Source organism: Bacillus mobilis (assembly GCF_001884045.1).
Classification (GTDB): domain Bacteria; phylum Bacillota; class Bacilli; order Bacillales; family Bacillaceae_G; genus Bacillus_A; species Bacillus_A mobilis.
The window spans coordinates 111,375-133,095 of sequence record NZ_MACF01000041.1 but is presented as its reverse complement, the minus strand read 5'-3'; the positions used below and the strand labels follow the sequence as shown (position 1 = coordinate 133,095).

At 35.7% G+C, this 21,721-nt stretch carries 23 protein-coding genes; 6 read left to right on the top strand and 17 right to left on the bottom strand.

Annotated elements, in window-relative coordinates:
* Positions 1–9: 9 nt before the first annotated feature.
* From opp4B to opp4A, 3 genes are read left to right on the top strand one after another with little or no spacing between them, the layout of a single operon-like run.
* Positions 10–978, top strand: coding sequence for an oligopeptide ABC transporter permease (gene opp4B / locus BAQ44_RS04570; protein ID WP_060629545.1), 969 nt, complete (start codon positions 10–12; stop codon positions 976–978).
* 18 nt (positions 979–996) lie between these two features.
* Positions 997–1,902, top strand: coding sequence for an ABC transporter permease (locus BAQ44_RS04565; RefSeq protein ID WP_061183804.1), 906 nt, complete (start codon positions 997–999; stop codon positions 1,900–1,902).
* Between the two features lie 12 nt (positions 1,903–1,914).
* The gene (gene opp4A / locus BAQ44_RS04560) at positions 1,915–3,690 is read left to right on the top strand and encodes an oligopeptide ABC transporter substrate-binding protein (RefSeq protein ID WP_061676349.1); all 1,776 of its coding nucleotides are present in this window, start codon (positions 1,915–1,917) and stop codon (positions 3,688–3,690) included.
* Positions 3,691–3,794: 104 nt separating this feature from the next.
* On the opposite strand, the gene BAQ44_RS04555 is transcribed toward opp4A, so the two are convergent.
* The 4 genes from BAQ44_RS04555 to BAQ44_RS04540 form a co-directional block, all read right to left on the bottom strand.
* Entirely contained in the window at positions 3,795–3,920 is a 126-nt protein-coding gene (locus BAQ44_RS04555; RefSeq protein ID WP_000738295.1) for a DUF4027 family protein, read from the bottom strand.
* A 211-nt stretch (positions 3,921–4,131) separates the two neighbouring features.
* Positions 4,132–4,554, bottom strand: a complete 423-nt coding sequence (locus BAQ44_RS04550; RefSeq protein WP_063261568.1) for a universal stress protein — start codon at positions 4,552–4,554, stop codon at positions 4,132–4,134.
* Between the two features lie 65 nt (positions 4,555–4,619).
* The gene (locus tag BAQ44_RS04545; protein ID WP_071721013.1) at positions 4,620–6,071 is read right to left on the bottom strand and encodes a SulP family inorganic anion transporter; all 1,452 of its coding nucleotides are present in this window, start codon (positions 6,069–6,071) and stop codon (positions 4,620–4,622) included.
* A gap of 157 nt (positions 6,072–6,228) precedes the next feature.
* Positions 6,229–7,476, bottom strand: a complete 1,248-nt coding sequence (locus tag BAQ44_RS04540) for a cell wall-binding repeat-containing protein (protein ID WP_071721011.1) — start codon at positions 7,474–7,476, stop codon at positions 6,229–6,231.
* Between the two features lie 174 nt (positions 7,477–7,650).
* Between BAQ44_RS04540 and BAQ44_RS04535 the strand changes: the two genes are divergently transcribed.
* Positions 7,651–8,328, top strand: a complete 678-nt coding sequence (locus tag BAQ44_RS04535) for a response regulator transcription factor (protein ID WP_063261571.1) — start codon at positions 7,651–7,653, stop codon at positions 8,326–8,328.
* Between the two features lie 11 nt (positions 8,329–8,339).
* Positions 8,340–9,725, top strand: a complete 1,386-nt coding sequence (locus BAQ44_RS04530; RefSeq protein ID WP_071721008.1) for a sensor histidine kinase — start codon at positions 8,340–8,342, stop codon at positions 9,723–9,725.
* Between the two features lie 19 nt (positions 9,726–9,744).
* On the opposite strand, the gene BAQ44_RS04525 is transcribed toward BAQ44_RS04530, so the two are convergent.
* A complete protein-coding gene (locus BAQ44_RS04525; protein ID WP_071721006.1) occupies positions 9,745–10,266 on the bottom strand; it encodes a dihydrofolate reductase family protein in 522 nt (173 codons plus the stop codon).
* A gap of 108 nt (positions 10,267–10,374) precedes the next feature.
* Here BAQ44_RS04525 and BAQ44_RS04520 point away from each other — a divergent pair, with 108 nt between their 5' ends.
* Entirely contained in the window at positions 10,375–11,316 is a 942-nt protein-coding gene (locus tag BAQ44_RS04520; protein ID WP_071721004.1) for a helix-turn-helix transcriptional regulator, read from the top strand.
* Between the two features lie 53 nt (positions 11,317–11,369).
* On the opposite strand, the gene BAQ44_RS04515 is transcribed toward BAQ44_RS04520, so the two are convergent.
* The 12 genes from BAQ44_RS04515 to BAQ44_RS04460 form a co-directional block, all read right to left on the bottom strand.
* Positions 11,370–12,788 (bottom strand): anti-sigma factor, encoded by a 1,419-nt coding sequence (locus BAQ44_RS04515; protein WP_071721002.1) that lies wholly within the window; start codon positions 12,786–12,788, stop codon positions 11,370–11,372.
* Positions 12,754–13,311, bottom strand: coding sequence for an RNA polymerase sigma factor (locus BAQ44_RS04510; protein WP_071721000.1), 558 nt, complete (start codon positions 13,309–13,311; stop codon positions 12,754–12,756). The genes BAQ44_RS04515 and BAQ44_RS04510 overlap by 35 nt, the downstream gene beginning before the upstream one ends.
* 184 nt (positions 13,312–13,495) lie before the next feature.
* Positions 13,496–13,975: an HIT family protein gene (locus BAQ44_RS04505; protein ID WP_071720997.1), complete on the bottom strand. Its 480-nt coding sequence runs from the start codon at positions 13,973–13,975 to the stop codon at positions 13,496–13,498.
* A gap of 11 nt (positions 13,976–13,986) precedes the next feature.
* Positions 13,987–14,364, bottom strand: coding sequence for an OsmC family protein (locus tag BAQ44_RS04500; RefSeq protein ID WP_000778827.1), 378 nt, complete (start codon positions 14,362–14,364; stop codon positions 13,987–13,989).
* On the bottom strand, positions 14,339–15,766 hold the full coding sequence (locus tag BAQ44_RS04495; protein WP_061676360.1) for an amino acid permease: 1,428 nt from the start codon (positions 15,764–15,766) through the stop codon (positions 14,339–14,341). The genes BAQ44_RS04500 and BAQ44_RS04495 overlap by 26 nt, the downstream gene beginning before the upstream one ends.
* A 204-nt stretch (positions 15,767–15,970) precedes the next feature.
* Positions 15,971–16,615: an amino acid ABC transporter permease gene (locus BAQ44_RS04490; protein ID WP_063261578.1), complete on the bottom strand. Its 645-nt coding sequence runs from the start codon at positions 16,613–16,615 to the stop codon at positions 15,971–15,973.
* Positions 16,616–17,272 (bottom strand): amino acid ABC transporter permease, encoded by a 657-nt coding sequence (locus BAQ44_RS04485; protein ID WP_063261579.1) that lies wholly within the window; start codon positions 17,270–17,272, stop codon positions 16,616–16,618. It abuts the gene before it with no gap.
* Positions 17,273–17,372: 100 nt separating this feature from the next.
* Complete coding sequence (gene glnH / locus BAQ44_RS04480; protein ID WP_071720995.1) at positions 17,373–18,200, bottom strand: glutamine ABC transporter substrate-binding protein GlnH; 828 nt, start codon at positions 18,198–18,200, stop codon at positions 17,373–17,375.
* Between the two features lie 12 nt (positions 18,201–18,212).
* Complete coding sequence (locus BAQ44_RS04475; RefSeq protein WP_063261635.1) at positions 18,213–18,944, bottom strand: amino acid ABC transporter ATP-binding protein; 732 nt, start codon at positions 18,942–18,944, stop codon at positions 18,213–18,215.
* On the bottom strand, positions 18,925–19,068 hold the full coding sequence (locus BAQ44_RS31755; protein WP_249024721.1) for an amino acid ABC transporter ATP-binding protein: 144 nt from the start codon (positions 19,066–19,068) through the stop codon (positions 18,925–18,927). The genes BAQ44_RS04475 and BAQ44_RS31755 overlap by 20 nt, the downstream gene beginning before the upstream one ends.
* Positions 19,069–19,078: 10 nt before the next feature.
* A complete protein-coding gene (locus tag BAQ44_RS04465) occupies positions 19,079–20,539 on the bottom strand; it encodes an alanine/glycine:cation symporter family protein (RefSeq protein WP_061676365.1) in 1,461 nt (486 codons plus the stop codon).
* A 158-nt stretch (positions 20,540–20,697) separates the two neighbouring features.
* A complete protein-coding gene (locus BAQ44_RS04460; RefSeq protein ID WP_071720991.1) occupies positions 20,698–21,669 on the bottom strand; it encodes a phosphotransferase enzyme family protein in 972 nt (323 codons plus the stop codon).
* Positions 21,670–21,721: the final 52 nt, after the last annotated feature.

Here is a 21,721-nt window from a genome sequence, read left to right as displayed (position 1 = left end):
TGATAAAACATGTGGAAGTTTATATTACGGAGATTTTTAGTAATGATCCCGCAATTATTCGTGTTAAGTATACTTGTCTTTCTACTAGCTAAAGCAATGCCAGGCGATGCCTTAACCGGCAGAGCAGTAAATAATCCAAAAGCAGATCCAAAGGTTATTGAGGAACAACGTGAAAAGTTAGGTTTAAATGATCCTGTCACAACACAATATGTTCGCTGGGTTAAAAATGCTGTGCAAGGTGACTTTGGTATTTCCTATGCACATAAAATGAAAGTAACTGATTTAATCGGTGAACGACTTGGAAATACAATTTGGTTAGCAATTCTTGTCCTTGTTCTTACTTACGTGATTGCAATTCCACTCGGTGTAATAAGTGGACGTTGGACTGATACATGGGCAGATCGACTCATTACACTGTATAACTATTTAGGACTTGCTACACCACTATTTATATTTGCATTAATCATGCTCTTCCTGTTCGGATTTAAGCTTGCAATATTCCCAACCGGTGGTAGTGTAGATCCTCAAGTTGCAACAGGTACATTCGCTTACTATTTAAGTAAATTGAATCACATGATATTACCAGCTTTATCTGGGGCATTAATTGCAACAGTGGGTACAATCCAATATTTACGAAGTGAAATTATCGATACGAAACATAAAGATTTTGTACGCACAGTAAAAGCAAAAGGTGTTCCAGAATCGAAGGTTTATTCTAGACATATTTTACGTAATTCATTCTTACCAATTGCAGCGTTCTTAGGATACGAAATTACAAGCGTGGTTGCAGGATCAATTTTTCTAGAAAGCATCTTTAGTTATCCTGGTATTGGTCAATTATTTATGCAGTCTATTTCTCAACGTGATTTTAGTGTCGTAACTGCACTCGTTTTATTTACTGGATTCGCAACGCTACTCGGGACTCTTCTTTCCGATATTATTCTAAGCATCGTTGATCCACGTATTCGTATTGATTAATGGAGGTGAAGAAACGTTATGTTAGCAAATCCCGAAAAACAAACTGAAGTCGTTCATTACGAAAAAAGTCCTTCTGGCTTTTCTGTCATGTGGCGTGAATTTCGTAAAGATAAATTAGCAATGTTTTCACTTTTCTTGTTGGCAATCATACTGATAGCCGTTTACACAACTTCCTTCATTATGAAGCAGGAGGATATTGTAAAAGTTGATTTATTTTCTATCTACTCCCCACCATCTAGTGAACATTGGTTAGGAACTGATTACGGTGGTAGAGATATTTTTGGACAACTTATTATTGGAACAAGAAATTCATTTACCATTGGACTTGTAATCACTATTCTCTCCTGTTTGATTGGTCTTTCTATCGGACTAATCGCTGGTTACTTTGGTGGAGCTGTTGATAACATCATTATGCGTATTATTGATTTCAAACTTATTTTACCTTTCCTAATGCTTGTTATCGTACTTATCACAATTGTTCCAGTCTTTAATGTTACTGTATTTATTTTGATCATGAGTATCTTCCTATGGACAGGAAAGGCCAGGTTGATTCGTTCAAAAGTATTGACCGAAAAAGAATTGGACTATGTATCTGCTTCCAAAACATTAGGTACACCAAACTGGAAGATCATGATGTTCCAAGTATTACCTAACTTAAGCTCTATTATTATCGTAAGCGTTACATTAAACCTTGCTGGAAACATTGGCATAGAATCTGGACTAACTTTCTTAGGTTTTGGTCTACCTGAGAGTACACCGAGCCTCGGAACACTTGTTAGTTATGCAACAAATCCTGATGTTCTACAAGAAAAATGGTGGATCTGGTTACCTGCATCACTCATGATTTTAGTGTTGATGCTGTGTATAAATTTTATCGGTCAAGCGCTACGTCGCTCAGCTGATGCGAGACAAAGAAAAGGTTAAGGGGTGGAGACAATGACAAACAAACCAAAATTTTTCAAGGTATTAAGTACACTCGCAGTTTCAACATTACTACTTTCAGCGTGTGGGGGCAGTGGAGGTAGTGAAAAAACGAGCAGTACAAAAAAGGTAGACACTAGCAAATTTAATGAAGTCGTTAAAAACGAAAAGAAAGAAATTAAAGATGGCTCATTGACATATGGGCTTGTTTCTAACACACCATTTGAAGGACTTTTAAACTTCGCTGTATATGAAGGTGATCCTGACAACCAAGTCATTACTTTCTTTGATGAACCATTATTAGACAATGATAAAAACTGGGAATACAATAACGAAGGTGCCGCTACGTATGAAATATCAGCAGATAAAAAAACAATTACATTAAAAATTAAAGATAACGTAAAGTGGCATGACGGAAACCCTGTAACAGCTGAAGATTTAGAATATTCTTACCTTGTAATTGGTAGTAAGCTGTATGCAGGATCTCGCTATGATACTCAAATGCAAATGATTGAAGGAATGACTGATTATCACGATGGAAAAACTGACAAAATTTCCGGTGTAAAAGTAATTGATCAAAAAACAATTTCATTTACATTTAAAGAGCCAAATCCTTCTGTAAAGACTGGACTTTGGACATATCCTCTGCACAAAAAATACTTAGCAGACGTACCAATTGATAAATTAGCAGAATCTGATAAAATCCGTAAAAATCCAATTGGTTTCGGACCATTTAAAGTTAAGAAAATCGTTCCTGGAGAATCTGTTGAATTTGAACGTTTCGATGATTATTGGGGCGGAAAACCAAAACTTAAAAATGTAGTCTTAAAAGTTGTAAATCCATCTATCGTTAATGCTTCATTGAAAAATGGTGACATTGACATCGCAGAAGTAAGTGCTGATCAATATCCGAACGTAAGTAAATTAAAGAATGCACAACTAGTTGGAAGAACAGATTTATACTACAGCTACATCGGCTTTAAATTTGGACACATGGATAAAGAAAAACGTGAAATGGTAATGGATAAAGATACATTCAAAGATGTTCGTTTACGTCAAGCGATGGCTTATGCAATTGACCGAAAAGAAATCGGTGAAAAATTATACCACGGATTACGTTATCCTGCTAACTCACCAATTTCACCAGCTTCACCTAAGTTCCACAATAATAAAGTAGGTTCTTATGATAAAGATGTTGAGAAAGCGAAAAAATTATTAGACGAAGCTGGATATAAAGATAAAAACGGTGATGGTTTCCGTGAAGACCCTAATGGTAAAGAAGTGAAACTTAACTTCTTATCAATGAGCGGTAGTGATGTAAGTGAACCTCTTGCAAAATTCTTTATTCAATCTTGGAAAGAGATTGGCATTAAAGTTGAACTTCTTGACGGTCGTTTACATGAATTTAACTCCTTCTATGATAAGCTGAAGAAAGATGATCCTGCAGTCGATCTATATGCTGGTGCTTTTGGTACTGGTTCTGATCCAGATCCATCTGGCCTTTGGGGACCTGATGCAAGCTTTAACTACCAAAGATGGTCAAACCCTAAAAATACTGAGTTATTAAAAGAAGGTCTTTCTCCAAAAGCTGCTGACGATAAATATCGTACAGAAGTATATGATAAATGGCAAAAACTAATCCATGATGAAGTACCAATGATTCCACTTCATTATAAGTTCGATCTAAAGGGTGTCAATAACCGCGTAAAAGATTATAAATATACACCAGAAGATCAATACAAATGGGGTAAAGTTAGCGTAACAAGTGATAAAGCAGAAACAGAGAAATAAGAATAAAAATAGCTCCTGGCGCTAATTTACATGCCAGGAGCTATTTTTTATTTATAATCCTTCTCTTGCTATTAATAGCAACCAATTCCTTCCCGACTCTACTATTAAAAGATTTGATGAATCATCTTTATTACAACAGCTAACGTAACAGATGCAGCAAATCCCCCTAAACAAATAAGACCGACACCTTGGCTATATGATAAATTTTGAAATGCTTTCATCTTTTTCATCCTCCCTCTCTCCCCTTCGATATGTTTATTTTACCAATGGAATAAATTTCATAACATCGATTTCACTAACAACAAACTTACAAATTTGTAAGTTAACAATTTCCCTTTAAAGTTATATATCTAGTATGTCCAAGCTCTCTCCCTTTATACGTCAAAAAAGACCTCGAATCATATCAAGGTCTTGCTTACACTACAGAATATCCCATTCAATTTATTTAATAATCATCACCGGGCATTTCACACGTTTTGCTATTTTATGACTGACACTACCAAGCACCATCTCTTGCAATGTATTTAATCCTCTACTGCCAGCGATAACAAGATCTATATCCCCTGTATTTACATATTGAACGATCGTATCTCCAGGATCACCATGTAATATTGTAATTGTATAAGGAATGTTCTCTTTCTTTAATAAAACTTCAATCTCTTTTAATTTATCTTTTCGGCTAGCCGATATTGTTTCTAAATCTGTTTGACCTTGTATAATATCTGATTTTGCCGTTCTATTATCTACTACGTACACAACTTCAACATTTGTTTCTTCATTAAATTTCGCAATATATGTTGCATGTTCCGCTGCCCGAAGTGCATGTTCAGAACCGTCACATGCTAATATAATTTGTTTGTACATATGCTGAATCCCCTTTTCGTTATCCTACTCGTATTATATAATAAAGCCCCCTAAAAAGGAGGCTTCTAACTTGCAATTCTTTTATTATAAGTAGCTAAATTTGAAATGATTTTCGAGCTTCGTTCATTTAATCCCGTTATACTTACTTTCACGCCACTTTGTTCATACTTCATGATAACTTTATCAATTGCGGCTACTGCTGAATCGTCCCATACGTGTGCGTGGGTAAAATTCAACTCAATTTCTTTTCCATCTTCATTGAATGAAAAATTATTTATAAAGTCTGCTGTAGATGCAAAGAACAGTTGACCGTGAATTTCGTATATTTTCTTATTTTCAATATATAAATGTTTCACGTGAATCTTTGCCATATTGAAAGCAAATAAAACTGCACTAATTACGGTTCCGATAATTACACCTAGTGCTAAATTATGTGTAATTAAGACAACCACAACTGTTACGATCATAACTAATGCATTTCCTTTCGGTACTTTATGAATCGTTGTTACAGAGTTCCAATCGAATGTTCCGATTGAAACCATAATCATAACTGCAACTAAAGCTGCCATCGGAATATGAACGACATAGTCACCTAAAACAAACAATAATACGATTAAAAATCCACCCGCTACAAATGTTGATAAACGACCTCGTCCACCTGATTTAATATTAATAACAGATTGTCCAATCATTGCACATCCTGCCATTCCTCCGAAGAAACCAGCGACAATGTTTGCAATACCTTGCCCACGTGCTTCCTTGTGTTTATTACTTTCCGTATGCGTCATATCATCTAAAACTGAAGCTGTTAATAATGACTCGAGTAAACCAATAATTGCAAGCATAACTGCGTACGGTAAAATAATCCCTAATGTCTCAAGTGTAAAAGGTATGTTTGGAATGCTAAAGAACGGTAATTCTTTTGGCAGACTTCCCATATCCCCGACTGTTTTTAACTGTAATCCGCTCATAAGTGCAATACTTGTCACGATGATAATTGAAATAAGTGTAGACGGTACCGCCGTCGTAATACGTGGAAATACATATATAATTGCAAGTCCTAATGCGACAAGTGCATACATTTGCCAAGTCGCATTTTTAAAATGTGGCAATTGCGCTGTAAAAACTAAAATTCCAAGTGAATTTAAAAAGCCACTCATAACAGATTTAGGAACAAACTTCATAAATGAGCTCAGTTTAAACACGCCAAAAATAATTTGAACAATCCCTGTTAATATTGTCGTGGCAAATAAATATTGCAAACCGTGATCTTTAACGAGCGTCACCATTAACAATGCCATTGCACCTGTTGCAGCTGAAATCATTCCAGTTCGTCCGCCAACAAATGAAATGGTAACTGCAATACAAAAGGCTGCATATAATCCAACGGTCGGATCCACGCCTGCAATAACAGAGAAAGCAATCGCTTCAGGAATTAACGCTAAAGCAACGACAATTCCCGATAGCACGTCCCCTTTCACGTTGGAGAACCAATCATTTTTTATCGTTTGAAACAAAATACCACTCCTCTACTCTTTTCTCATTTGATTTTCTCCATAAGAAAATCTAAGCCGACTGCACGAAGGCTATTATATAACGAGTAGAGAGATTTTTGCTATGTAAAAGTTTCCTAAAGAAAAAGACGCTACCTTAGTAGCGCCCTTGCTCATTATATTAATGTCCACCGTGCCCTTGACCACTTTCTTGCACAATCTCTAACCTCTCATCCAATATACCTTGTGTTTCAAATGAAATATCACTCGTACTTCCTAATAAGAAACCGTGGTTATACGGTCCAAGTGTTGGGTCATCTTTAAACTTCGGCTGAATACTAGCAAGGAAGTCATACACTGGTTGTGAAGCTTTTCCTTCTTCTAACAATACAACAGGTGCGTGTTTACCCATATGCGAAAAAGGTGCTCCTGCAACTGCTAAGTCTGGTGTTTTGCTTGAAACAAATGATAAACCATGACCTGGTTTGGTGAATCCCCAGCCAAATTTCGTTTTTGTATCTTTAAATTTCGCAAAGGCAACGGAATTTTCTGTTGGGGTTTCACCACTAATACGCGTTACTTTACCGTATTTACTTAACTCTTTTTCTACAGTTTTTGAAATAATTTTTTCTGGTCCTAATACATATATATTCGCTTTATCTTTTCTCATCTTTAATGCCTCTATCGTCGCTTCTGGCACCTTATCTTTTTCTGTATATAAAAGCGGTTCTGGCATATGAGAGATCCAATTTACAGCTGGTGTTGTATATAAACGCCCTTCTTCTTCAGACGAACCGATAATAACACTATTTGGATAGCTTCCTGTTATATCGGCATATTCTTTATCCACATCTTTAGCAAATATAGCTGGATCCGTTTCTTTTATTTGCTTTACTTTATATGCTTTTAATTGTTCAAGGATAGATGCATCTACATCCCCCATCACCATGATTTGTGTTCCATCTTTCGTTCCGAGCGGATTTAATCGTTTTATTTCTTTTAACGCCATTTCGGGTATCTTTTCTTTTTCTATAAATAAAATCGGCCCGTTATTCGGATGGTGAATAAGGTCCGCACTCGCAATACCTAATTGCCATTCGTTTACTGGTACTAAAATAATAGCGCCTGGCTGATTCTCTTTATGCGTTGCTGGCCATATCGTTTGCGAAGTTAATACTGCCATTTGCAAAGGATCGTTTGTGTTTAATCTCGTTACATTTTTTAAACTTGTCGTTAATAAATCATTCGATGCCCCTTCGTTCATTTCTTTCGGCGCAGTTACCACCGGATTCATTTTCATTTCCTTTTGCTCTGTTTTTTTCTCTTCTTTAGATTCATGATTTTTATGATCCGTGTTCGTTTGTCCACATGCAGCAAGACCAACTGCTGTAATTATTGTTATCCCAAAAATTCGGGTCATCTTTTTCACTATACCGCCTCCGTATAAATCGTTTTCGAGCCAATATGATTACCTAAAATGGAATTTCAACTTTACAATAACAAGCAATTCTGAAGAAATTATGCAGATGCATAATAATCTGCACCATTTCTTCATGATTTTGACTTACAATTTAAGTAATAACAACAAATGCGGAGGTACTCTATGGTCGATATACTACTCGTAGATGATGAGCCGAGAATGCTTGAATTATTAACGCTTTATCTTACTCCAATCGGATACAACTGCGTATGTGCAGTATCCGGGGAAGAAGCTATTTCACATATAGAAAATCGAAACTTCAAATTTGTTTTACTCGATATCATGATGCCAAAGATTGATGGTTGGGAAACGTGCAAAAGAATTCGATCCTTTAGTAACGTTCCTATCATTATGGTAACGGCCCGTGATCAAACAGTAGATGTCATTCAAGGGTTAAAACTTGGAGCGGATGATTACGTAACGAAACCTTTCCATGAAGAAGAGCTTTTCGCAAGAATTGAAGCTGTTTTAAGGCGAACGAATCAACACGCGCAAATCCAATATCACGGTATTTTATGGGATGAGGCAAAGCATTTCATCTCTGTCGATAATGAAGAGCTTCTTCTCACTCCAATCGAATTCTCTTTACTCGGATTATTTTTACGTCATGTGAACTACGTATTAAGCCGTGATCAGCTCATTGAACGAATTTGGGGACTAAATACAAATACAGAAGATAGAACAGTCGATTCACATATTCGTAATTTGCGTGATAAATTACGAAAAGTAAATTTCCCTATTGATCACCATTTAAAAACTGTTTACGGAGTCGGGTATCGATGGGTTGATACTCTAGAGTAAGGAGCAAAACGATGAAGCGAATTTCTATTCAACTCGGATTTTATTTTTTAATTGTTACACTTTTAATCGAAAGTGTTCTATTTGTCTTGCTTTATTATAGCCTTGTCAACAATAGAGTAAATGAAGAAATGACGGCTTTATTAAAGCGTGGAAATAGTCACCGAGATGTCCTTGAAAAGTATTTTGATAAACAAACAATCTCCCATGTTGCACTAATGGAATCCGAAGCCGAAACCACTGTCGTTATTACAAATGCAAATAAGGATGTGCTAGCTAAATCCAATGAAATAAATACTACGATAAAAAAGCATATTGAAAAGATGCAAACACGGACAGATCATGATGGAGCAATTATAGAGAATCATTGGAAAACATCTAATTATATATGTACAGTTAGCCCTATTGTAGTGGCTGGAAAAACGGAAGGCTATGTATATATGTTTCTCGGAACGGAATCAATCGAGGGAATGGTTAACGGGCTAACGAGACAATTCATTATTGCCGGAGTCATTACGTTTCTATTAACAGTCATCACCATCTTTCTATTATCACGGTTGTTAACAAAACCATTGTTACACATGAAACATGCCACTGAAAAAATGAGTAAAGGCGATTTATCTGTTTCGTTAACGACTACTCGAAATGACGAAATTGGTGAACTAGCATCGTCTATTCAAACGCTTGCTAATGATTTACATTATATGAAAACAGAGCGAAGTGAATTTCTAGCAAGTGTTGCTCATGAATTACGAACACCGTTAACATACGTAAGAGGTTATGCTGACATCGCTTTAAAAGAAACCACATCTCCTGAGCAACGTTTGCGATATTTATCTATTATAAAAGATGAGTCTGATTATATTACGAACTTAGTTCAAGATTTATTTTCACTTGCACAAATGGAACAACATAATTTTTCTATTCAAGTAAAGGAAGTGCATTTACACACAATCCTGACTCGCATAGCCAAAAAAGTAAATGCCATGTATAAAGAAAGATACATTACAGTTTCTTTCTCTTGTCCTCCTACATTGCTAGTAAATTTAGATGAACAGCGATTTGAACAAGTTATAATAAACATTTTAAATAACGCTTATAGACATTCAAAAGAACATTCTCATATAAATATTTCTGTTACAGAAGAACATAAACGTATTTCCATTACAATTGAAGATGAAGGCGAAGGTATTCCGCCTGAAGACGTCCCTCACATTTTCGACCGCTTTTATCGAGTTGATAAAGCAAGATCACGAGCTACAGGCGGGACTGGTTTAGGGCTATCTATCGTAAAAGAAATTGTAGAACTACACGGCGGGAATGTTACTGTAACGAGCGAAGTCGATCACGGGTCTTGCTTTATCATTTCATTACCATCTATACAAAAACACGACTACTGATGGTAGTCGTGTTTCTTTATCATTTTACTTTATAATATAAATTTACAAATTGCCCAAAACGTTTCGTATCCGTTAAAGTTAAATTAATTTCTGGATTCTTGTCTTGAAATAACGGAACTCCAGAACCTAATATATGCGGTGTAATCGTAACGATATATTCATCAATTAGATTATTCTTAAAGAACTCCCTCAGTAAACTTCCTCCACCAACCATCCATATTTTAGATCCTTCTTGTGCTTTTAACCTTTTAGTAAACTCCACTACATCTTCATTTACAAACTCCACGTTTCCGTCTGAACCTTTTTCTGAACGAGAAAAAACATAACATGCTTTATCTAAGTACGGAAATGTTTCTGTATGCTCTACTACATAATCATACGTTCGTTTTCCCATAATTATTGTATCAATCGTTTCATACATTTCTGTATAACCGTTATCTCCCTCTCCTTCGGTTTCCATTAACCACTCTAAATCATCATTCTCTTTCGCAATATATCCATCCAAACTAGCGGCTATAAATAAAACAACTTCACGTGACATCTCTTTTCCTCCTTACAACGTATATTGATAAAATCACCTTATACACACTATACTAACCTTAAAACATGACAATTCATGTCATATTAAAAAAAGAAACGAGTGAGATAGTTGTCCAAAGCAAAACGTTTACTAGACATTCTTATATTCGCTTCTGCGAAAAGAACATTTACAGCTCAGGAAATAGCTGATGAATTTAATATTTCCGTTCGTACTGTTCATAGATATATTTTAGATTTAAGCGATATGGGATTACCCCTTTACGCAGAACAAGGTCGTAATGGAGGATATAAAGTATTAACGAATAAAGTCATTCCGCCTATTTTATTCACCGAAGAAGAAGCAGTATCCATCTTTTTTGCTTTTCAGTCTTTAAGCTACTACAGAGACTTACCATTTAACACAGAAATCAATTCCGTTACGCATAAACTGTATAGCTCTCTACAACATGATGCGAAAGCGAAAGTTGATAAAATACGCTCTTATATTGCTTTTTGGAATCCGAAGAGAGCAATTGATACACCTCTTTTAAACGAAGTGTTAACCGCAGCTATTGAAAATAAAGATTTACACTTTCAATATGAATCTAAATCGGGGATAAAAACAAAACATGTTCATCCTATCGGTGTATACGCTCATGATGGGCTATGGTACTTACCATCCTATGACTTCAGCAGAAAAAAAGTATTACTGTATCGCGTTGATCGTATTCTTTCTATATTATCAACAGAAGAAAATGAAGATACGTTCATGAATTTAGAAGAATGGTTCGATTCGAGCTCTAACGTAGTACACATTCCTACCCAGTTACATGTCTCATTAACAGCAGAAGGCGTGCGCCAATGTAAAAGCGTTCCTTACCTTGAAGAATTCGTGGTAGTAAACGAAGACGGGACAGGATATATACATTCAACAATTGATAAAGGTGAAATTAACTTTATTACTTCTTTATTTTATAGACTTGGGAAAGACGCACGAGTGTTAGAACCGAAAGAATTAATAGATGGTTTACGTATACGTGCAAAAGAAGTTTTACATATGTATGAAGACTAAAAAAGCTGCTAAATATAAGCAGCTTTTTGGTTCAGTTGTTCCTATTGTTTTTACTATTGACGAATATCAAACCACCAACGATGTTTCGCATTCATATTTTCAGTGTCGCCACTCCCTCTGTAATTGAAAGCGTCCAGAAAGATTGAATCTAGTTTATCCTCATCTACAAAATAACCTACGTTAACTTTTACCGTTTCTCCTGGTCGAATACTGCCAATATTGTAAAAGCTTTTCCCCTCTCCGTGAGGTTCTAAATAATCAACTTCGCCTGTCATAATATTTTTTTCTGCGATTCCATTTTTCCCAGCGTACTTCCATGCATTTCCTTTCCCTTGAAGCACTTGTATGGATGGATGCATATAAATTTCTTCTATCTCCTTTTTATTTATATTTTTCACTGTTGTTGTCAGGTAGACAAATTTAGGGTGAACTAATTTCCACTCGATCAATTTATCAATTGACTCTTTACCATTTCCAACTTTATATTCATCCCGCCTATATGGTATCAATTGTCCCGCTTGATCCAAAGCTTGATTCTCGCTTAGTCTCCCTAATCCCATTTCGTTAAAGTTTTCTTGCTTAAAATCTTTAATTGAATCAAAAACTTCAACTTTTTCTATCACATATTCAATTTGGCTGTTATTCATAGATATCGTTACTGGAACCTTTTGCCCTATATGAAATAGTCGTTTGCTATCTTTTTTCAAAGGAATTACCTTAGTTGTTTTACCTTCTTGGCTAAAATACTTTTTATCATAATCGCTTATATGTGATGACTTTTCTTTTGACGTAGGCTCAAGTGAAATGCTCCCTAACACATCTATCATTTGTTCTTCGTTTATATCGTTTCCAATATAACTTTGTAACATAATTCCTTCTTCCTCAAAGAATATAAAAACCACTCTGTTCATTGTTAAATCTTTATTACCAGTGTCTCTATGGACAATTACTGCCTTCTTACCATTTATCTCTTTTTCTTCATAACTTTTCGAGTACAGAGTTGGAAAATCTGAATTCTCCCCTACTCTCCAAAGAACGAATGAAAATCCACCCTTTGCGTAGTTATCTTTAAATGAATATTTCATAGCACTGTCATCAATTGCTTCCATATTTTCTGGCAATTTACCAACCTTCAACTTATACCACTGATCACTCTTTTTCGAATCCTTATTTGTTAAGGAAACATTTACTTCGTAATTTTGTTTTTGAACAATCATATTATAGACTTTCACTGCACCAAAAACAGTTGTCGGCATACCAATCAATAAGCAAGCAGCAGCGATTAACATACGATGTCTTTTACGCTTTTTCTGCGGTTGTCCATCTTTCAGCTTCATTTCCTCCATAAACAATTTCTTTTTGCGCGTATATGTATGTGAAAATTCATGTTGTTCTTCGGATTTATCAAAATCATCTAAAGCAATTTTTTCAGCAAGTTCATATATTTCTTTGGAGTTCTTTGAATTCGTCATGTTGTATACCTCCTATCATATTTTGGACTCGCTTTCGAGCGCGTTCAAACTGTTTACGGACATTTGCCTCCGTTATCCCCATGACACTTGAAATTTCTTGATACGTTAAGTTATAGAAGACTTTGTACTTAAACACCTGTCTGTTAGATTCATTTAACTCTTTTAGCAATGTATCAATTTGAACCTCAGACATTTTACGTTTTTCCCACTCTTCAATATTTTCATCTACTGCTTCTGTTGATTCTCTTTCATATTCTGCTAAAAATGTTTCATGTCGTTTATTTTTCCGGTAACTATCAATCGCCTTGTTTTTCGCGACCCTCAAAATGTAGCGTTTAAGCTCTTCAATGCTCAAGCTATGGAGCTTTTCCAAGTTTTTATAAAGAGTAATAAACGTCTCTTGAACCGCATCTTCAGCCTGCTGAATATTATTTAAAATAGAATAAGCTACATAATAAATTTTTTGTTCATACAACTCGTATAGCTCTTCCATCTTTTCATAATCGTTGTTTGTAACTTTCATATAATTCCTCCTCTCACTCTATATAACGAATGAGCGCTATACTTTGTGACACTACAAAATCTTTTTATATATAAAATTTAATAATAGAATATAAAAAGCCCAATTCCTCTATTTTAACTGAGAAACTGGGCTTTTTTATATTAGAATTTTCCTGACTGTTCCATTAAGAACATCCCTCTTACGCCTATTCAGTAAGCAGTATTCGCTCTATCGCTTCTTTTAACAAATGCTTTGTCTCTTCCAAGTTATAATTCTCCTTCTCTCCTAGCTGTACCATATAAAACTCGGCAAACGAGCGCTCTTTATATCTCGGTACGACATGCATATGGTAATGCGTTAACTCATTAAAGATTCCACCATTTTGACAAACTGTAATTCCATCTGGTTTATATAATGATTTAATCGCTTTTGCAATCAGCTTAGAAGCATCCATAATTGATTTCGCTATAACATCATCTAATTCGTCCACTTCTACAACATGCTGCTTTGGCACAATTAAAGTATGTCCTGGATAGAAAGGTTCATGATCTAAAAAGCATGTTACATACTCATCTTCATATACTTTATATATTTTTTCCTCTTCGTTTGCTAATTTACAGCCTAAACAGTCCATAATACTTCCCCCTCTGTTAAAAACATAAAAACGTGAGAGCCGTATTCTCACGTTTTTATGTTTCACTTTATTAATTCAATTGTTTCCGTGACCTTTATACTATCTTTTACCGATTGAACAATCGTGCAATTTTTCACTGCAAGTTGCAGCGCCTTGTCCAATTGCTCTTCTGTAATGTTTTGCGCTTTAATTTTATAGTGCAAATGAACACTTTCAACTGGTTTTGATAAAGCTTCACTTCTACCAATTTCTGTTTCAATTGTAAACGTATCGTATGTAATACGTTTCTTTTCTAAAATTGTTCGAAAGACAATTGCACTACATCCTGCGATAGAAGAAACGAGTAATTGTAACGGTGAATACCCGTTTTCTTTTCCAATCGCTAATGGACCATACGATAAATCTGCCTCTATATCATCGTGTTTGATTGTTAGTTTCATTTGTATTTTCCATCTCCACTTTCATCGGTTTCTTCCGTTTCTTACTCATATAATAATATATGTAGCAGAAAATGATAAATGGAATACCACAATATAACGCCATTCTTTGTTCTGGAATAAACGCTAAACTAATAACAACGATACTATTTGTAATTAAAGCTAAAATAGGAACGATTGGATATAGTGGTGTTCTATACTTTAAGTCCTCTAACTTTCCTCCGCCTTTTATATACTGACTTCTAAAGCGAAGTTGCGATAGAGCAATAATAATCCAACTTGATACAGCTGATAAACCAGCTATAGATAATAAATACATGTATACTGTATCTTCTGCAAGGAAGCTTGTGAATAAAGATAACCCTGCTACCGCAATCGTTACGACTAGCGCTGTAATTGGAATACCTCGTTTATTTACTTTTTTGAAAGAAGTTGGTGCCATTCCTTCATTTGCAAGTGACCATAATATACGAGTTGCCGCATATAATCCTGAATTCGCTACAGATAGTAACGCTGTAATAATAACGAAATTCATAATATCAGCTGCGTATGGAATACCGATTTTATCAAATACGACTACGAATGGACTTTCAATTACGCCAGCTTCTTTCCAAGAAATTAATCCTACTAAAATTGTCATTGTTAAAATGAAGAATAACATAATACGCCATACTGTATTACGAATCGCACGTGGAATTGTTTTTTCTGGATTTTCACTTTCTCCCGCTGCAATCCCGATTAACTCTGTTCCTTGGAACGAGAAGTTAACTGTAATCATTGTAAGTAATACAGCAGCTAGTCCATTCGGGAATAATCCGCCATCGCTTACAAAGTTAGAGAAAAGAGGTGCTGCTTCTTTTCCGTCATATGATATAAACCCTAATAATGCACTACCACCAAGAACAACAAACGCAAGAATTGTAACTACTTTAATACTAGAGAACCAAAACTCTAATTCAGCATAACTCTTCGCTGAGATAGCGTTTGAAGCATATAAAATAACGCCGAATACGAGACACCATACCCAAACATCAACATTCGGAAACCATCTTTTCATCATTAAACCGATTGACGTTAATTCTAGTCCTACTGTTACTGCCCAGCCAAGCCAATATAGCCAGCCAATCATAAACCCAGTTCCTGGTCCAATAAACTTCGTCGCATACTTTTGGAAAGAGCCTGAAACTGGCATTGCTACCGTTAACTCTCCAAGACAAAGCATTGTTAAATACATAATAAATCCGCCTACTAAATATGAAAGGATGGCTCCCCCTGGTCCAGCCTGATTAATGGTGTAACCTGAACCTAAGAAAAAACCAGTTCCGATTACACCACCTAATGCGATCATAAATAAATGTCTACTCTTCATCGTACGATGTAATTTCTCATTTGTTGGTTGCTGCATCTAAATCCTCCCCCTACCGATACCCCTATATCTTGTTAAAATTTTCTGATAATAAAAATATACACGAAAGCGGTTACAATTTCTATATAAAATTAAAACTTTTCTGATAAAATAATATAAAAAATCGAATTATCGCGAGATTTAGATTCTAATTAGAGGAAAATAAGGTTAAACAAGGAAAAACCTTTACATATATTGTAAAGGTTAACGAAGTTCTAATCTTCTCGATAAAATTGATAAACTATAATTTACGATAAAGTACATACAAGCTACTACTATAAACGTTGGAATCATATAATTTACATTCTGTCCGCTAATAATTTGAGCATTATGCATAAGCTCTGGCAATGATATAACAACTGCTAATGCTGTATCTTTCAGCAATGAAATAAACTGACTAACAAGCGGCGGGACCATTCTTCTTAATGCTTGTGGTAAAATAATGTGCCAAAGCGCTTGAACGTAAGTTAATCCTGAAGATCTTGCGGCCTCAATCTGCCCTTTTTCAATTGATAATAGGCCACTTCGAACGATTTCAGATATCATTGCTGCTTCAAATATTGTTAAAGCAACAATTACAGCTGCTATAATTTCTAATTTCAAGCCTGCTTCTGGAAGTGCAAAATACGTGAAAAATATAATTAATAGTAGTGGTAAGTTTCGAATCACTTCAACGATAATTCCTAATACTTGTGAGACGACAGGGATTTTCATATAGCGCAATATTCCTATTACACTACCAATAATAAAGCTAAGTACAATCGCTACGAGCGCTACCTCTAACGTTATGAGTAATCCTTTTAATAAAAACAGAATATGATCTCCTGTAATTGCTCCCTTAAAGTCCATTTAAACCGCCTCCTTTGCTAAGCGTTTTTCTAAATAACGCACTAGCATACTGAGCGGAATTGTTAATATTAAATAAAACATCCCGACAAATATATACACATCGAACGTAACAAACGTCTTCGTTGAAATTAAGTCTCCTTGATACATTAAATCCATACCAGCGATAATTCCGAGTATGGAAGAGTTTTTTACTAAATTGAGAAATTGATTTCCTAGAGGAGGGATTACGATTTTCATCGCTTGAGGTAAGACAACATAATACATTCCCTGTACATACGTTAATCCTGAAGACCGCGCCGCTTCCATTTGACCTTTTGCAACTGATAAAATACCAGCGCGAATGACTTCTGCAATAAATGCTGCCGTATATACGGTAAGCGTAACTGTTCCTGCTACAAAACCATTTAAAGTAATTCCTATTACAGGTAAAGCGAAATAAAATATAAATGCAATTAATACGAGTGGAATATTTCTTACAAACTCTACAAAAGCTGATCCTATCCAATTTAAAATACGAATAGGTGCAATACGCATTACAGCCAAAACTACTCCCAAAATAAAGCTGCCTATTAACGCAATTACACTAGACATAACTGTATATTTAAAGCCCTCTAAATACATATCAATGTTATTCGTTAATATAGAAAAATCAGGCACATATTCTCCCCTCTTTCTTTACAAGAAGAGGATGAGCATCCCTCATCCTCTTGCTATTTATTAATGGGAATGCAGCTCCACTAATTTAAATATTACTTTACTACTCTTGCTTTTGCCCAATCCATTTCTCATACAATTTGTCGTACTCCCCGTTCGCCTTCATATCTTTTAGCAAGCTATTAATCTCTTTCGTTAAATCACCTGCACCTTTTTGCACTGCAATTCCGTATGGTTCATCCGTGAAAATTTTCCCTACAACTTCATAATTTGAATCTTGTTTTGCCATGCCGTAAAGAATTGCATTATCTGTCGTTAAAACATCGCCTTTTCCTGCTTTTAACGCCGTAAATGCCTCACTATAATTTTCAAATTCTAATACAGTCGCTTCCGGTGACTTTTGACGAATATTATTTGTAGACGTTGAACCTTTTACCGCTAACACTTTCACACCCTTTTTCACATCATCAATACTTTTAATATCGACTCCTTTTTTCACAAGTAACGATTGCCCCGCTTTAAAATATACATCCGAAAAATCTACTTCCTTTTTACGTTCTTCCGTAATTGTCATTGTTGCGATAATTGCATCAATATCACCGTTTTTCAGTAGTGGAATACGCGTTTTAGACGTTACTTCTTTTAATTCTAGTTTCTTTTCATCTCCAAGGATTTTTTTCGCAAGCGCCTTTGCGATATCAACATCAAATCCTTCTACTTGCCCTGTTGAAGGATTTTTCAATCCAAATAAGTTCGTATCATTCTTCACCCCAACTACTAATTTCCCGCGCTTTTTAATTTGCTCCACAGCCCCGCCTTGCTTCGTATTCGTTTCTTTCGCCTCATCTTTTTTACTTCCACATCCAGCAACGACAAGTACGAATAAACATGAGAATACGATTAACGTAAATAACTTTTTCATTTTAAGCATGAAATTCCCCCTTTAATGATTTAACACTCTTCTTAAAAATAGGCGTGCTCTTTCTTGTTCAGGGCTCGCAAAGAATTGCGCCGGTGTTGTATCTTCAATAATTTGGCCATCATCCATAAATAAAATCCGATCTGCTACTTCTCGTGCAAATCCCATTTCATGCGTGACAACGACCATTGTCATCCCTTCTTTAGCTAGCGTTTTCATAACATCAAGTACTTCTCCGATCATCTCTGGATCAAGGGCAGACGTAGGCTCATCAAATAGCATAATTTCCGGCTGCATTGCGAGCCCCCTAGCAATTGCTACCCTTTGCTGTTGTCCTCCAGATAGTTGATGTGGGTATACACTAGCCTTCTCCGGGATTCCTACCTTCTCTAAATAAAACATCGCTGTTTTCTCAGCTTCTTCTTTTGAAACTTTATTTACTTTAATCGGTGCTAGTGTAATATTTTGAAGAACCGTTTTATGTGGATATAAATAAAAATGTTGAAAGACCATTCCAATATTTCGGCGTAATTCATTCATATCTGTTTTTGCATTGTGTACTTCCGTATCTTGTACAATTAACTCTCCGTTTGTAATTGTCTCTAACTGATTTATACACCGTAACAACGTACTTTTTCCTGATCCGGACGGCCCAACAACTACTACCACTTCACCTTTTTTCACTTGTACATTAATATCTTTTAAAACTTGAAAGGTACCATAATATTTATTTACATTACGAAACTCTATCAACATACTCCCCCCCTTCCCCTAACAAAGCATGTACATTCTTTTTATATTCAAAAATAGGCAAAAAAATAACTTCCAGCCTCATTTTGCCCATAAAAAAAGCAAAGGGATTGTCCCTTTGCTTCTCCATTTCTATTCTATCAAGATACTTCTTCTTTCTTATCTTTCCCGTATTCATGCTCCCAGAAATCAGCATTTTTAATTCCTAATGGCCCTGGATCAAATACTGGATCTTTTCCTTCCTTTTTCTGCTTTTCATAATCCTTTAATGCAACTAATGCAGGTTTTTGTAATAGTAAAATCGCAATGATATTTACCCATGCCATAATTCCTACACCGATGTCACCTAAAGCCCAAGCCGTTGCTGCTGTTTTTATACAGCCGTAGAATACAGCTCCTAAAAATACAAACTTTAGTACCATAGACAGCCAAGGGCGGTCTTTATCTCGATTTAAGTACGCGATATTCGTTTCTGCAATGTAGTAATACGCCATAATTGTTGTAAATGCAAAGAATAGTAACGAGATTGCAACGAAACCGTTTCCAAATCCAGGAAAAACAGATTCTACCGCTGCCTGTGTATATCCTGGTCCTGGCTGAGCACCATTTAATTTATTTACGATAAAGTTTTTTCCGCTTGCATCAAACACGTTATACATGCCTGTAATAATCATCATAAATGCTGTTGCTGAACAAACAAATAATGTATCAATGTAAACGGAAAATGCTTGCACTAAACCTTGTTTAGCTGGATGTGATACTTCCGCAGCAGCTGCTGCATGTGGTCCAGTCCCTTGCCCTGCTTCGTTGGAATAAATACCACGTTTTACTCCCCAAGAAATTGCTAAACCGATAATACCACCGAAAGCCGCTTCTAATGCAAAAGCACTTCTTATAATTAACATAAATGCTTCTGGCAATTTTTCAATATTCATAGCAACAATAACGCAAGCTACTAAAATATAACCAACTGCCATAAACGGTACGACAACTTGTGCAACGTTAACGATTCGCTTTACGCCACCGAAGATGATAATAGCTAATACAACAACTAATAAAGCCCCTGATACGGTAGTGTTAATTCCAAAAGCTGTTTCTAAACTTACGGCAATACTATTTGCTTGCACACCTGGCAATAAAAGCCCCGTTGCAATAATTGTCGCTGCAACAAATACTAATGCATACCATTTCACACCTAAACCTTTTTCAATGTAATAAGCAGGTCCACCACGAAACTGTCCTTGATGTTTCGTCTTATATATTTGCGCGAGTGTTGATTCTACATAAGCTGATCCTGCTCCTAAAAAGGCTACTGCCCACATCCAAAATACAGCTCCTGGTCCACCGAATGCAACCGCTGTTGCTACCCCAGCGATATTCCCTGTCCCAACGCGTCCTGATAACGAAAGCGCTAACGCTTGGAACGAAGAAACACCAGCCTCTGATTTTTCTCCTTTAAATGTCAGCTTCACCATTTCTCCTACATGCCTTACTTGTAAAAACCTCGTTCGAATGGAAAAATATAACCCTACTCCTAGACATAAATAAACAAGTGCTGGACTCCAAACAATATTATTTATCCAATTTACGATAGCTTCCAATATTCCCCCTCCTTCTTTATAAAGAATTTTCAGAATATATAAAAATTATAAATGTATACCGAATCTATGACAATATTATTTTAATAAAACAAACATATTTTTGTATAAAAAAACAAAGTATATATTTGTTTTATATACTTTGTTTTGAACAAAATGTATTATATATTCACAATTGCTTCTTTGCTTATAATTCTTTCATATAATTCTTCACATAATTTCCGGAAGTTATCTGGCATATCTTTCCCCTTAAACTTCTTTTGCAGCGTGCCATATAAACCTATATCGCGTAAGCGTAAAAATAGCGGTAACGATTCATACCAACTATCCGCCAGCTGATGTTCATATTCGTACCCTTTTCTTAACACTTGTAGCTGCTTACGAGCAAAATCAGTCTTCTCTTCCACTGTCCACGGTGTAAATAAAACAGAGTAATAGAGAACCATCGCTAAATCATGTATAAAGTAATTATAAGCTGCATCATCAAAATCAAAGATTGTTAGCTCTTTTCCATCATAATGAAAATTACCAGGATGAATGTCACCGTGCATAAGGCCGAACGTTTCTCTTTCAATTGGAAGAGCCTTTATTTCATCCATTAATACCGCTGCAATCTTTTTCACTTGATCATCTTCTAATTCATTAACAATTCCACTTTCATCTTCTTCCCACGTATCACGATAGTCTGTTTTAGGATAGTTCATTGTTAGGCGGTGCAGTTGTCCAATCGCTTTTCCCCATGCTTCAAAATAAACATCTCCCCAATAAGGCGATTCTTCTCCTTTTACTTGCTCACCTTTTGCATATGTAAATAAGGAAGCGAAAAAGAAAGTTCCATTCTCTGCCCCGATTTCTTCTACAAGATTTTGAGAAGGTGAATAAAGAGGTCCTGCTACCTTCGCCCCATTCTCCGCAACATATCGTAAAAAATCTAGTTCAGCCTCTACCTCTTTTTTTGAACGATGAGAAGAGTGGGTTAAACGTAATACATACTCTTCACTACTATCACCCTTCGCCTTAAAAATATAATTTTCAAAGTCTCCAAGTGGCTTTTCTTCCACAGTTACATGAAATGCCTTTGCTGCCCCTGCTAAAATCTCTCTTGTAAAAACTCGTTCTACAGCTATTTCCATCTATATCCCTCCTATATATCTTCTTAATTCTACATAAATGCTAGAAGTACTG